Raw genomic sequence first — 12733 nt, 5'->3', positions numbered from 1 at the left:
CAACCTAAGTTATTAAGACTGCCATGAATATTGGACGCATCTCCGCCCTCATCGCCAGACACATGTATCTCTACCGAAGAAGCTTTCCTCGGTTATTGGAGATCTTTTATTGGCCCTTGTTGGACTTAGTCGTGTGGGGATTCATTACCGTGTATCTGGCGCAGGAAGGAAACAGCATGCATGGCGCGGTGACCTTTTTTCTCGGCGCGCTGATTTTTTGGGATATATTATTTCGAGCTCAGCAGGGCGTCACCATTTCGTTCCTCGAGGAAATCTGGTCTCGTAATCTCATGAACCTCTTTGCGAGTCCCCTGACCGCCGGAGAGTTTTTGACCGCCACCATGGCGATGAGTGTCTTCAAAGTCGCGGCCGTCTCAATCATTATGGCCTTTTCCGCACTCTTCTTTTATTCCTACAACGTATTCATCATGGGGCTGACACTGATTCCCTTTGTGTTAAATTTAATTGCCGCAGGCTGGATCATAGGCATTCTGACGATGTCGGTGATTATGCGATTTGGCCAGCAAGCCGAAGTGCTGGCATGGGGATTGGTGTTTCTCTTTCAGCCGATATCCTGCGTCTTTTATCCAGTGTCCGTGTTGCCCACCTGGCTGCAACCTGTCGCCTTGGCCAACCCCGCCGCTCATGTATTTGAAGGCATGCGGGGGGTGTTGCTCAATCAAAGTGTTCCTTGGGAACACCTCGGCTGGGCCACAGGCCTCAACGCGCTCTATCTCCTGATCATCATTACCATTTATCAATACACATTTTCCGTGTGTAAAGAGCGTGGCATGTTGGTGAGGGTAGGGGAATAGGTTTCTGTTTCTCTTGATATTTAAAGATTTGGTTCTTGGGGATACAGTAGCCTTTAAGTTTGAAACACTATAAATGTGTTTATGCAAGACTTGACCCTCAGTTCCCCCTCTTTTATTCCCCATTAGAAACCTGCCCCTCATTGCGCTGTGACTTTTTCCAAAATCGTCTCGATAGCGTGGACAACCTCTTCGGACTTTTGTGGATCGAGTGCATCGGGGTGGGGCGAGGCAAACTGCGCTGAATCGTTGTCGAAATACTTCCCTGAAGCCGTTTCAAATTCCTTTGACAGTGCCGCGCGCGTAAGCATTTCACCGCCGATGCCGATATCGCCGCCAGCCACACCGAAGGCATCTTTCACCATCTTGCTGCCGAGCATTGATCCGGGATTCACTGCGATGATCGTCGGTCCGTTATCCTTGAGTGAAAGCGCCATAGTGCGAGACCACATGGTAATCGCGAGTTTGCTTTGCGCATACGCCGCGCCGTCGGACAAGCTGACTTGTCCGGCTAGCGATTTCGGATTGACTGGAGACTGAGCTGCGGAGGACACATTGATTACCCGTCCAGCCTTCCCGAGCAACGGCAACAGCCGTTGCGTCAGCAAATAGGGAGCAATCGTATTGACCGCGAACCGTATATCAAGCCTGTCCTGCGTGACAGGATCCGGTGTTGTATAGACGCCTGCATTATTGATCAGCACGTCAAGTTTCGCGTGCTTGTCCGCCACTGCCTTTGCAAGTGCCTCGACGTCGGCCATGCGCGACAGATCAGCGACGTAGCGTTCAACACGACCGCCATCCGGTAACGCGGAGAGCGTTCGTTCCACGTCCTCCAGCTTTGCTGCGCTGCGCCCGTGTAGCAGCACATAGTGACCCAGCGAGACCAGCATCTTGGCCGTTTCCAACCCGATGCCATCTGTCGAACCGGTTACAAGAATGATTTTTTGCATAGGTGGGACCCTCTTCTGAGGTTCGTTTCGTGAACGGGCTAGGCCCAATCCGCCAGTACCACTTTGCCTATCGCTTGTCCACTCTCCAGTCGAGCGTGCGCTTGTCCAACTTGGTCAAGCGAAAAGCGGCTTTCATCAAGCACAGGTGTCAATCCGCCAGACTCAACAATCCGAGTGACGTTGCGCAAAATCTCCCCATGCTCTTCTCGTTTCACGTTATGAAGCATGGGAATCAGCATGAACACGACGTGCAGCGACAATCCCTTAAAGTGAGCCACAGATAAATCCAGCTCACATAAGGCCACTGTCGAAGCAATTTGGCCATTGAGTGTAGCCGCCTTAAAGGAGTTTGCCATGTTTGCACCGCCAACAGAATCAAACACCACATCAAATCCTGTTCCACCTGTATGTTTGGCCACGTACTGCTCAACCGTTTCGGTTTTATAATTGATGGCCATCCCCCCGAGCCGTTCGATTAATGCTATTTGTTTTTCACCCCCGCCAGTAGAATACACGTTGGCACCAAAATGTGTTGCCAGTTGTAACGCGACATGACCAACGCCACCAGAGCCACCATGCACCAGAACTTTTTGGCCTTGCTTGATGCCCGCACGAGTCAAGCCTTCGTAGGCGGTAATCGCAACCAGCGGCAATGCCGCGGCTTCTGGCATCGACAAATTCTTTGGCTTCTGGGCGATCAAGGTGCTGTCCGCCACCAGGTATTCAGCCAATGTGCCGGGTAAGTCTGCTAACCCACCTGCACAGCCATACACTTCATCCCCAATGGAAAAATCTTTCACACCATTGCCGACTGCCTCAATCGTGCCGGCAACGTCCATTCCTAAAATGGCCGGTGTCTCGGGGGCTAATGGTAACTCCTTCCCCATTTTGCGAATCATGGTATCAACCGTGTTGACGCTTGATGCCGCGATCTTAATTAAAACATGACCGGCTTTCACTTCAGGTTTTTCAACTTCTGCCGGTTCAAATACGGCGTCTTCGCCATAGGCATGAATAAGCATTGCTTTCATGTTGTTCATTTTTGCTTTTCCTTGTTTGCGTTAGTTGTGTGGAATAATTAGGGATCGACACCAATTAATGGAGTGCCATGTCGCTAATAGGATTCAGAATTAGTATTGACATCTTGGCAGATTTGTCAGTCTGTTATCATAGAAGGAACTGAATCCTTTAAACGCTTCAGACGGGCTTCATCGACATAGACCCAAGTAGTTTTCTCTTGCGTGACGGTGACTGAACCTGGTTTTGCGCCTTTGGGTTTTCGGACATTATTTCTCAACGTGTAGATGACCTCGCCTTTTCCGCTTTTTCTTAAATCGCTATAAAACAGGGCCAGTGTCGCGGCATCTTTCAAGGTTTCTGGCGGGACCTGTTTTTTCTTTTCTAGTTCGATGATTACGTGCGACCCCGGTGTTCCTCGGGCATGCAGCCACATATCATCTTGCTTAGATACTTTGAAGGTCACGGCATCATTGTCTTTGGCGCTTTTCCCAACCAAAATGGAAAATCCATCTTCCGAAATATAGCGCCGGTAGGGCAACGCGGTTTTTTGAGTTTTTGATGCCCGGGGAGATGTGGGCGGCTTGGGTTTTGGAAATTCCGGCGGTTTCATTTCACCACGTTCGGCTGCTTGAAAATCTTCGGTCAGTTTCGCGAGTTCAGCCTGGGCTTGTTCTAGGCGCGGGAGAACTTTGCGTTGGGCTCCTGTGAACTTTCGGTATTTGCGAAAATAGTCATTGAGATTCCATGTTGGGTCTTTCGTGGGATCAAGGGGAAGTGTGAGTTCTGGGAGATGCTCGTCATAATAGTCGATGAGGGTAACGTGGGATTGTCCTCTTTTGATCTGCCCAAGTTGACCCTTGAGCAGTTCTCCATACCTCCCATATTCGCAGTAACGCTGTGCTTTCTCAAGATCCTGTGTGAGGGAATTCACTCGTCGTTGTGCCTTTTTCATGGCTTTGCGCAAGGCTGCAAGTTGTTGCTCTTGAAGTTGCCGTTGTGCTTGGTTTTGTTCGAGATCATGAAAGGTCTGTTCGAGCATTGCCGAGATGGGGAAAGACCGTGATGATGCTTCGGAGGGGGAATCAGTATCCGGATCTTCTCGGTTTTGTTTCTGCCCGGTATTGAAATAGTTCTGTATTCTTTGTGCGCTCTGGCTGTCGGGTTTTAATGATCGGACGACTTCGTGTTTGTGATTCACGAGAAAAAGATTTGCCGAGCGTCCCGTTAACGCGATGACCAGATACTGTGTGACGTGTTTGACTGACAGTTCAAACCACACCACTCGATCATCCGGGACTTGTACGACGTGTTCAATCTGAGCGCCAAGAATATGGCTTCGTAAATACTGGCAAAATTGAGGTGGTGTGGTTGGATTAGGCAGCCGTTGGGTTAGGGCATGAATGCGTGCGGTTTGTGGATGTGTCGAAATATAGAGGGTGACGGTCTGGCCAGGTCGTCGGATTTCAAAAGAGATTGATTCGGGCAACGGTTGCGAGATCTTTTGAATTTTTCCCTTGATCAAGGCTGGCTTGAGTTCAGAGAGAACTTGTGAAAGGTGTTCAAGGGAAATGGCCAAGGGGCAGTAACCTTTTATGAGGAGCGGCGGCGGTAATAAATGCTGCCGCAACAGGAAGACGAGATGTGTTAGACCGCTTCAAGGAATTTGTTGAAGACCCACCCTTCAATGTCCTGTTCATCGTTGGTTTCAACTTTGTACCATCGGTCGCGTTTCTCCAACAATGTCACCATCGTTCCCAAGGGCAGAGGGGCGGAGACGGCTTCGAAATCTCGGCCAGGACCTTTTCGAATATTTAAGGCGCTGGCCGTGACGCGGTAGCATTCATCATGTTCTTCTTCGGCTTCGGTGTTCCGTCCCATCCCGGCGGATTGGATGTGGGCCAGGGGAAAGGCCGGACCCGGATCACGTTTTCGTTCAGGGGCAATATCTTCATGCCCCACAATTTCTTTTAACCCATACGTCGACGTGAGCAAACGAGCCAACTCCAGCGCGGCATCAATTTGCGCCTCGGTATAGGTGTGCCACCAGCACGGTTCTTCATTAAGCTTGTGTTTGGCATGCAGGGCTTGTGAGGTAGGATATTCCTTTCCAAACCAAGCCTTGAAGGTGGTTCCCACCTGTTGAAGTGGACCGGCATTGTCCATTTCAATGCCAATGGAGCATTGGTTCAGAAATTTCACCCCATCCCAATTGCTGACTCCCGCATGCCAGGTTTTGACATTAAAGGGCGCGAGTTGGGTGATGCTTCCGTCTCGTCCAAGTACTAAATGAGCCGAGGCTTTTGATGCGGGGTTGGTGAGCCAATTGACGGAGCTCTGTGCGCTCCGCCCGGCGGTATAGTGAAACACCAAATATTTTGGCGTGATTTCTCCACTTTTATTGGGTGTCTCTTTTTGCCTGACCTTTGGGCCAATCAGACAATGATTCTGGATGGTAAAAGGCGCGGCTTTCTTCGGCGAGGTGGATTTTCTTTGTCGCTGAGAGGAGGAGACTTTTTTCTTTTTTGATGGTGTTGTCTTTCGTGTAGGCATGTTGGTTCTCCTCTCCCTTAGATAGAATCGCCAGCTTCGATACTTCGGCCTGGACGTGAAGAACTAACTCCCCATCAAGGGAATGTCAAGATATGAAAGGAATGGAGAAGTGAACAGGATGATGCCAGTATCAGGCTGCACGATCGTTTGGTCGAATCGCCGATTTAAGTTGCTCGGTAAATCGGGAAACTTCCTGGATGAGTTCAGGGCTTTGTTGAAACTCGGCAATTTTTTTGACTAGGGCGCTTCCGACGATCACCCCGTCAGCGAAGGCCGCCATACGTCGGGCATCATCCGGGGTGGCAATGCCAAACCCCACGGCAATGGGTTTTTTGGCTTTCTTTTGCAGGGCCCGCACATTTTTTTCAATGTCTGCAAAGCCTTCAAGCTTTGCGCCCGTGATGCCGGTGATCGACACATAATAGATAAACCCCTGCGTTCGGCGGATGACTTCCGTTTTGCGATTGGATGTGCTCGTGGGTGCCAAAAGATAAATGAGGCAAGGCCCGTGGGCTTGGGCGGCCTTGTGCAAATTGTCGGCCTCTTCAGGGGGCATGTCGGGAACGATGACGCCATCGACTCCGGCGGCGACGGCTTCCTGGCAAAATGTTTCTTCCCCTATGGCCATGATCGTGTTGTAGTAGGTCATGAGAATTAGCGGAATTTGCGTCTTGGTCCGTAAGGTCTTCACCATAGCTAGAATACGGCGGAGTGACGTGCCGGATAGCAATGCACGTTCCGCGGCTTTTTGAATCACCGGACCATCGGCAATCGGATCGGAGAAGGGAACTCCCAATTCAATCAGATCCGCCCCGGCCTTTTCCAAAGCCAGCACGAGCGATTCAGTATCCGCTAATGAAGGGTCCCCGGCCATGATATAGGGAATCAGGGCTTTTTCTCCCTTGGCCGCGAGCTGTTCAAAGGTTGCGGATATTCGGTTAGCGGTAGCAAGCATGGTTATAAGGGGATGCCGCGCATGCGGGCAATTTGGTTCACGTCTTTGTCGCCACGCCCGGAGAGGTTCATGATGAGGATTTGGTTTTTCTTCATGGTCGGTGCGAGTTTGATCACTTCGGCTACGGCATGGGCACTTTCCAAGGCTGGAATGATGCCTTCTTCGCGAGACAACAAATCAAAGGCTTCAAGGGCTTCTTGGTCAGTGGCAGAGGTGTACCGAATGCGCCCAGAGTCATGGTGCATGCTATGTTCGGGTCCAACCGCTGCATAGTCGAGACCGGCCGACACGGAATGGGTGAGTTTCACTTGTCCGTCCGGGTCTTGCAGGAGATAGGTCATGGTGCCGTGTAATACCCCTGGGCTTCCCCCTGAAAAACGAGCCGCATGTTTGCCACTGGCCACTCCACGTCCAGCAGCTTCGACCCCGACCATTTCTACTTTTTTGTCATTCACAAAAGGATAAAACAGGCCGATACTATTACTACCTCCCCCGACGCAGGCGACGAGGCAGTGAGGAAGACGTCCTTCTGCCGCGAGAATTTGTTTTCGAGCTTCGCGTCCGATGACGGATTGAAAATCACGAATCATCATCGGGTAGGGGTGGGCCCCTAACACTGAACCCAATAAGTAATGGGTCGTGCGAACATTCGTGGTCCAATCACGCATAGCTTCACTGATGGCATCTTTTAAGGTCCGGCTCCCGGCGTCGACCCCGGTGACTTTTGCACCGAGCAGCCGCATACGAAAGACATTCAATGCTTGGCGTTCCATGTCTTCCGTGCCCATGTAAATTTCCGCTTCGAGCCCAAGCTTGGCGGCGACGGTGGCCACGGCGACCCCATGTTGCCCGGCGCCGGTTTCGGCAATGATCCGTTTCTTTTTCATGTACTTGGTCATGAGCATTTGCCCAACGGCGTTGTTGATTTTATGCGCGCCGGTGTGGCAGAGATCTTCGCGTTTGAGGTACACCTTGGCGCCGCCAAGAGTTTTGGTGAGCTGTTTGGCCAAATATAGGGGAGTCGGACGTCCGACGTATTGTTTTAAAATATCTTGAAGTTCTTTTTGAAAAGCCCGATCACGGCGTACGCGCGCATAGACTTCCTCAAGTTCCAACATGGCTGGCATGAGAGTCTCGGGGACGTATTGTCCCCCATACTTGCCGAATCGACCGCGTTTGTCAGGAATGGATGGCATGGGGCTCTATAGAAAAACGGTTAGACTGAATTCTGATCCCGGCGAAAATATTTGGCATGACGGCGTTTTCGAAAGAAGTGGAGTATAACTATTGGGTGGCGGTGGAAACAAGTTTCGCGGCTTGAGATAAGGCCTGGATTTTTTCAGGATCTTTTTTGCCTGGTGAGGCCTCCACGCCGCTGCTCACATCGATTCCGTAGGGCTGAACCTGTTGGATGGCCTATTAAGGAAAGGAGTCGCATTTCTCAAAGGAGGACGAACGTCATTTTTCACATTTTGGGTGGTGCATAAATGACTCCTGACCCCTTATTTCAAATTTGCATTGGACTGGCAAGGCCGCTAGACTCCCCCACTCCTTTTGCGAAACCGGCCAGGTTTGCAGTGTTTGTCCTTTTCCATGGTGGGAAGATGTTCCTAGCTGATGGAAACAGGATGGATTAGTGAAAAACCTTACTTGTTCTAGGGTGAATTTGCTGCAACATGGTGTACAGCTACACCGACCAATAGACTTAACTATTACAGGAAAAGTATAGAGGATGCGTAGGATTCAAAGTATCGATGCGTTTCGGTTTCTCGCCATACTCGGGGTGATTGTCATTCACACCACGCGATTTAAAGGCGACGAGCTAAAAAATGCCTACGACTATTTTTGTGTTGCTATCAATCAAGGATCTCGTTTTGCAGTTCCCTTTTTCTTTATAATTTCCGGATTTTTTTTCGCAAAAAAAACAAGTGTCAGAGACTCAGTGCTGCCAGTGGCAGAAAAAATCCTCAAGCGGCTTGGATTGATATGGCTATTTTTCTGTATGGTCTACATTCTGCCATACGATTTATTTTCAGTTTTTGAATATGGGGTGGCTGGACCTGTTAAGATGGTCTATTGGAATTTGGAAAACATTATATCCGATCCCGTGAGGTTGGTTTTTGAGGGTTCCAAGGGGCACCTATGGTTTTTGGTCAGCCTTGCCAACTCTGTAATAATTGTCACATTGTTTCTTCGTTATTGGAAAGCAAACCCGCTGCTTCCCCTCATCATTGTTTCGGTTGCGCTGTATATTTTTGGGCTGCTGGCCAAGTCTTATTCGGAAACACCCCTTGGTATTCACATCGATTTCAACACAAGAAATGGTCCATTTTTTAGCACAATATTTTTTGTTCTTGGATATGTTTTGTCTTACATAAATTATTCGCAAAAATATTTTGCTTATGGTTTGATGATTTTGGCCCTTGGCTATGGCATCCATTTTTGCGAAATATATTATTTGTATTCTACCTACGGGGTGTCTCCAGCTTCACATGATTATGTTGTAGGCACCGTTCTTGTTGGTTTAGGGGCGTCCTGGATGGCATTGTCCGGTCATCCATTTTTGAAAATTACAAGTGCTTCAAGTATTGGGAAGTATACACTTGGCATATATGGTATTCATTTTGTTTTCATTGACTTACTTATGCATATCGATAAACAATTATCGAGTCCGGCATGGGAGATAGTGTACGTGGGCCTGGTTTTCTTGTTCTCGAGTGGGGTCACACTCATTGCGGCTAAATATGATCGTTTGAAAAAGGTATTAATCTAACCAATCGCTAGGAAGAAAAAAGTAGAAGAAAGGGGCCGGGAGTATTTCATTGATAACAAAAAAGTGAATTCACTTAAACTCAATTACTGGATGAGAGTAGTGTCTTATGGTTTAGGTCTTGTATTGTCTCATCAAGAAAAAAGGGCCCTTCGCTTTCTTTTTTTCCCACATTCCTGGACTGTATTGAACTTCACAATAGGAAACCGTTTCTCTGGCATATGTCTTCCTGCGCAAAAACCATGGCTATGGTTCTTGTTCGATTCTAGTGGGGGAAGGATAGATGATTTGTTGGGGGAAGAAGTAATACCGGGGGAGAATAGTTCAATATCCCTAATTGGAATTAAGCTTCGCTGCTTGAATAAACTCCTGGACTTTGGCGGGATCTTTCTTGCCTGGTGAGGCCTCCACGCCGCTGCTCACATCGATTCCGTAGGGCTGAACCTGTTGAATGGCCTCTTGGACATTGTCAGGGGTTAACCCGCCGGCGAGGAGAAACGAAAAGGATTGGGCGGCTTCCTTAGCCAACGTCCAATCTGCGGTCTTTCCTGTTCCTCCATATGCAGTATCCGAAAAGGCGTCCAGGACAAAGGCTCGCACTCGGGCACGGCCCTTATACTCAGCCATGGCCATGAGAGTGTTTTGGTCACGAAGGCGAATCCCCCGGAGGACTGGCCGTCCCAAGCCTTCGCAAAAATCGGCGGTTTCATCTCCGTGGATTTGAGCGAATGCCAGGCCGCAATCATCCATGATGGTTCGAACAGTTGCTGCGTCTTCATTCACAAAGACTCCGACCGGCAATACAAAGGGTGGGAGATTGGCAATGATGGATTTCACCACGTTCGCACTTACGCACCGTGGACTATTTTTGTAGAAGACAAAGCCCAAGGCATCCGCGCCGGCATCCACTGCTTGATGGGCATCAATCGGATTGGTAATACCGCAGATTTTAATTTTAACGCTATTCATGTTGAGTGGAGTGGAGGATTTCGCCGAACAGGAATATTCTTATATCCAGCGAGTGCCTTGGGCGGCTTCCTCCTTTTCTTCGTCGCTTTTTGGAGGGGCCAAGAGGCTTTGAATTTTGGCTCCGATATCATCTGCGCGGACGAGTGATTCTCCCACGAGCATGACTTTTGCACCGGCTTCTAGGATCTGGAGTACATCTTCTCGCTTATGGATGCCGCTTTCACTGACAATGACTTTATCCTTGGGCATGCGTGCAGCCAGTTTAGCGGTGATACCTAAGTCCGTGGTAAACGTTTTTAGATCCCGATTGTTGATCCCAATGAGGGGAGCATTCGGAATCCGTTCTAGCACGGTATCGAGTTCGCGTTCATTGTGGGTTTCGATGAGCACATCCAAGTGTAATCCTTGTGCCGTTGCGTAAAAGTCTTCGAGTTGCCATCGGTCGAGGGCCGCGACAATGAGCAGGATGGCATCGGCGCCATAGGCACGGGCTTCATAGAACTGGACGTCTTCAATCATGAACTCTTTGTTCAACGCGGGTAATCCCACTTCATCCTTTACTTGAGACAAGTAATCCAAGCATCCCTGGAAAAATTCTTGGTCGGTGAGGACCGAGACTGCTGCTGCTCCATGATCTTTGTAAATTTTGGCGATTTTTACGGGGTCAAATCGATGTTTAAACTCCGGACGCATGAGACCCTGGCTTGGAGATGCTTTTTTGACTTCGGCGATGAGGGCTGGGGAATCGGGGGTATAGGCTTGTTCTAAGGCATTGATAAACCCTATCGGACCCGGACGGTCGGCAATTTTACTCTTCAGGCTCGTCAGGTAGCCGCGACTGTTTTTACGACGCAATTCGGCCTTTTTATGTTCGAGGATTCGATCGAGAATCATGCGGTGCCCTGATTGGTAAACGCGACGAGTTTTTCCAGTTTTTCCTGTGCGGCGCCACTGTCAATCACTTCTGCGGCGCGGTCGTACCCCTCCTTCAACGTTTTGGCCTTGCCGCTTGCGACAAAAGCAGGAGCGGCATTCACTAAGACGATTTCCCGTTTGGCGTTTCGTCGGCCCCTGAAAATATCTTCAATCAACCGGGCATTCTGTTCTGGGGTGCCGCCTGTTAATTCCTTGGGGCTCACTTTTTCTAGTCCAAAATCCTTGGGAGAAATGTGATAGCTCGAGACGCGTCCCGCTTTCCCTTCGGATACGTAGGTGAAGTCGGTCAGTGTGATTTCATCCAAGCCATCTTTTCCATGAAGCACGAAGCAATGTTGCGTGCCTAATCGAATTAACACCTGCGCCAGTTTTTCGGTGAGTGCTTGATCAAAGACGCCCAGCACCTGAATCGTGGCTCCGGCTGGATTGGACAAGGGGCCTAAAATATTCATGAGGGTTCGAATGCCCATGTCGGCTCGTGGCTTGGCGCAATGTTTCATCGCTCCATGATAGAGAGGGGCAAATAAAAATCCGATCCCGACTTCATTCACACAAGCTTCTACACGTTCGGGGGACAGATCAATTTTTACACCCAAAGCCGACAGCACGTCAGCACTGCCAGACTTGGAGGACACTGAGCGATTGCCATGTTTGGCGACCGTCATGCCACCTCCAGCCACGAGGAAAGCCGCTGCCGTAGAAATGTTGAAGGTGTTGGCGCGATCCCCTCCGGTTCCGCAGGTATCCACCACTAGCGGAGCCGACACATGAATGCGGATCGCCATCTCCCGCATGGCTTTGACGGACCCCGTAATTTCCTCGACGGTTTCGCCTTTGATACGCAGGCCCATAAGATAGGCAGCAATCTGGGCTTCCGAAGCCGTACCCTGCATGATTTGAAGCATGCCTTCTTGGGCTTCTTTTTCCGTGAGATTGCTGCCGTCGGCCAGTTTTTGAAGGGCGTCTTTGATCATTTAGAAGTTCTCTTCATAAATTCGAAATCCGAATTTCAAAATCCTAAACAAATTCTAATGACCAAAACAAAAAGAATGGTTTAGTGTATTCGAATTTTGAAATAAATGTTTGTTTCGAATTTCGATATTCGAGTTTCGTGCTTCCAAGTCTTTAGGCCGCCATGGGCTCGCCGTTAAAATTGTCGAGTTCAAGAAAGTTTCTCAGAAGATCCATTCCTGCTTTGGTGAGAATTGATTCTGGGTGAAATTGAACGCCTTCGGCACCCGTGGGTAAATGGCGGAGTCCCATGATTTCACCTTCATCTGTCATTGCGGAAATTTCAAAGTCACCGGGTAGCGTGTCGCGATTGACGATTAATGAGTGATAGCGTGTGGCTTCAAATGGATTTGGCAGGCCGTCAAAAATAGTTTGCCCATCGTGATTGACCATCGAGGTTTTGCCGTGCATCAGTCGTTCAGCCCGAATGATTTCTCCACCAAAGGCGTAGGCAAGGGATTGATGACCGAGGCATACGCCGAGCAATGGGAGTTGCCCAGCAAAATGCTTGATGACTTTGATCGAGACTCCGGCTTCTTTTGGGGTACATGGGCCGGGAGAAATGACGATGCGTTCAGGATTTAAACGCTCAATTTCTTCAATTGAGATCTTATCATTCCTGTATACGTGAATGTCTGCGCCCAATTCCCCAAAGTACTGGACCAGGTTGTAGGTGAAGGAGTCATAATTGTCGATCATGAGTAACATAATTATTACCGTGAAGCGTGAAGGGTGAAGCGCAACGCGTCAATAAGAG

Annotated in this window: 12 protein-coding genes and 1 pseudogene; 2 read left to right on the top strand and 11 right to left on the bottom strand. The window is 49.4% G+C overall.

Going from position 1 to position 12733, the window contains the following annotated elements:
* The first annotated feature begins 23 nt into the window (after positions 1–23).
* The gene (locus PPG34_RS03260; protein WP_313831705.1) at positions 24–815 is read left to right on the top strand and encodes an ABC transporter permease; all 792 of its coding nucleotides are present in this window, start codon (positions 24–26) and stop codon (positions 813–815) included.
* A 137-nt stretch (positions 816–952) separates the two neighbouring features.
* Here the strand turns inward: PPG34_RS03260 and PPG34_RS03255 are convergent, their stop codons facing one another.
* The 7 genes and pseudogenes from PPG34_RS03255 to trpF form a co-directional block, all read right to left on the bottom strand.
* Complete coding sequence (locus PPG34_RS03255; RefSeq protein ID WP_313831704.1) at positions 953–1765, bottom strand: SDR family NAD(P)-dependent oxidoreductase; 813 nt, start codon at positions 1763–1765, stop codon at positions 953–955.
* A gap of 38 nt (positions 1766–1803) precedes the next feature.
* Complete coding sequence (locus PPG34_RS03250) at positions 1804–2796, bottom strand: zinc-dependent alcohol dehydrogenase family protein (RefSeq protein ID WP_420888079.1); 993 nt, start codon at positions 2794–2796, stop codon at positions 1804–1806.
* A 125-nt stretch (positions 2797–2921) separates the two neighbouring features.
* Complete coding sequence (locus PPG34_RS03245; protein ID WP_313831702.1) at positions 2922–4361, bottom strand: Rqc2 family fibronectin-binding protein; 1440 nt, start codon at positions 4359–4361, stop codon at positions 2922–2924.
* A gap of 68 nt (positions 4362–4429) precedes the next feature.
* Positions 4430–5335 (bottom strand): N-acetylmuramoyl-L-alanine amidase, encoded by a 906-nt coding sequence (locus PPG34_RS03240; protein ID WP_313831701.1) that lies wholly within the window; start codon positions 5333–5335, stop codon positions 4430–4432.
* Between the two features lie 130 nt (positions 5336–5465).
* Positions 5466–6290 (bottom strand): tryptophan synthase subunit alpha, encoded by an 825-nt coding sequence (gene trpA, locus PPG34_RS03235; protein ID WP_313831700.1) that lies wholly within the window; start codon positions 6288–6290, stop codon positions 5466–5468.
* A 2-nt stretch (positions 6291–6292) separates the two neighbouring features.
* The gene (gene trpB / locus PPG34_RS03230) at positions 6293–7486 is read right to left on the bottom strand and encodes a tryptophan synthase subunit beta (RefSeq protein ID WP_313831699.1); all 1194 of its coding nucleotides are present in this window, start codon (positions 7484–7486) and stop codon (positions 6293–6295) included.
* Positions 7487–7574: 88 nt separating this feature from the next.
* Positions 7575–7706, bottom strand: a pseudogene (trpF, locus tag PPG34_RS03225) (phosphoribosylanthranilate isomerase); the annotation flags it as partial.
* A gap of 316 nt (positions 7707–8022) precedes the next feature.
* Between trpF and PPG34_RS03220 the strand changes: the two are divergent.
* Complete coding sequence (locus PPG34_RS03220; RefSeq protein ID WP_313831698.1) at positions 8023–9063, top strand: acyltransferase family protein; 1041 nt, start codon at positions 8023–8025, stop codon at positions 9061–9063.
* A gap of 330 nt (positions 9064–9393) precedes the next feature.
* On the opposite strand, the gene PPG34_RS03215 is transcribed toward PPG34_RS03220, so the two are convergent.
* From PPG34_RS03215 to PPG34_RS03200, 4 genes are all read right to left on the bottom strand, one after another.
* Positions 9394–10029 (bottom strand): phosphoribosylanthranilate isomerase, encoded by a 636-nt coding sequence (locus tag PPG34_RS03215; RefSeq protein WP_313831697.1) that lies wholly within the window; start codon positions 10027–10029, stop codon positions 9394–9396.
* Between the two features lie 39 nt (positions 10030–10068).
* A complete protein-coding gene (gene trpC / locus PPG34_RS03210) occupies positions 10069–10923 on the bottom strand; it encodes an indole-3-glycerol phosphate synthase TrpC (RefSeq protein WP_313831696.1) in 855 nt (284 codons plus the stop codon).
* Entirely contained in the window at positions 10920–11939 is a 1020-nt protein-coding gene (gene trpD, locus PPG34_RS03205) for an anthranilate phosphoribosyltransferase (RefSeq protein WP_313831695.1), read from the bottom strand. Before trpD ends, trpC begins: the two co-directional genes overlap by 4 nt.
* Before the next feature lie 151 nt (positions 11940–12090).
* A complete protein-coding gene (locus PPG34_RS03200; RefSeq protein WP_313831694.1) occupies positions 12091–12684 on the bottom strand; it encodes an anthranilate synthase component II in 594 nt (197 codons plus the stop codon).
* Positions 12685–12733: the final 49 nt, after the last annotated feature.

It is taken from the genome of Candidatus Nitronereus thalassa (assembly GCF_032191465.1).
GTDB lineage: Bacteria > Nitrospirota > Nitrospiria > Nitrospirales > UBA8639 > Nitronereus > Nitronereus thalassa.
The sequence above is the reverse complement of the archived record's forward strand: the minus strand, read 5'-3'. Positions and strand labels throughout refer to the sequence as shown.

What these genes read in the sequence shown, in the direction of transcription:
- PPG34_RS03260 (WP_313831705.1), top strand. Translation starts at nt 24, where the DNA reads ATGAATATTGGACGCATCTCCGCCCTCATCGCCAGACACATGTATCTC.
- PPG34_RS03240 (WP_313831701.1), bottom strand. Translation starts at nt 5,335, where the DNA reads ATGCCTACACGAAAGACAACACCATCAAAAAAGAAAAAAGTCTCCTCC.
- trpC (WP_313831696.1), bottom strand. Translation starts at nt 10,923, where the DNA reads ATGATTCTCGATCGAATCCTCGAACATAAAAAGGCCGAATTGCGTCGT.
- PPG34_RS03220 (WP_313831698.1), top strand. Translation starts at nt 8,023, where the DNA reads ATGCGTAGGATTCAAAGTATCGATGCGTTTCGGTTTCTCGCCATACTC.
- PPG34_RS03215 (WP_313831697.1), bottom strand. Translation starts at nt 10,029, where the DNA reads ATGAATAGCGTTAAAATTAAAATCTGCGGTATTACCAATCCGATTGAT.
- trpD (WP_313831695.1), bottom strand. Translation starts at nt 11,939, where the DNA reads ATGATCAAAGACGCCCTTCAAAAACTGGCCGACGGCAGCAATCTCACG.
- trpA (WP_313831700.1), bottom strand. Translation starts at nt 6,290, where the DNA reads ATGCTTGCTACCGCTAACCGAATATCCGCAACCTTTGAACAGCTCGCG.
- PPG34_RS03255 (WP_313831704.1), bottom strand. Translation starts at nt 1,765, where the DNA reads ATGCAAAAAATCATTCTTGTAACCGGTTCGACAGATGGCATCGGGTTG.
- PPG34_RS03250 (WP_420888079.1), bottom strand. Translation starts at nt 2,796, where the DNA reads ATGAAAGCAATGCTTATTCATGCCTATGGCGAAGACGCCGTATTTGAA.
- trpB (WP_313831699.1), bottom strand. Translation starts at nt 7,486, where the DNA reads ATGCCATCCATTCCTGACAAACGCGGTCGATTCGGCAAGTATGGGGGA.
- PPG34_RS03200 (WP_313831694.1), bottom strand. Translation starts at nt 12,684, where the DNA reads ATGTTACTCATGATCGACAATTATGACTCCTTCACCTACAACCTGGTC.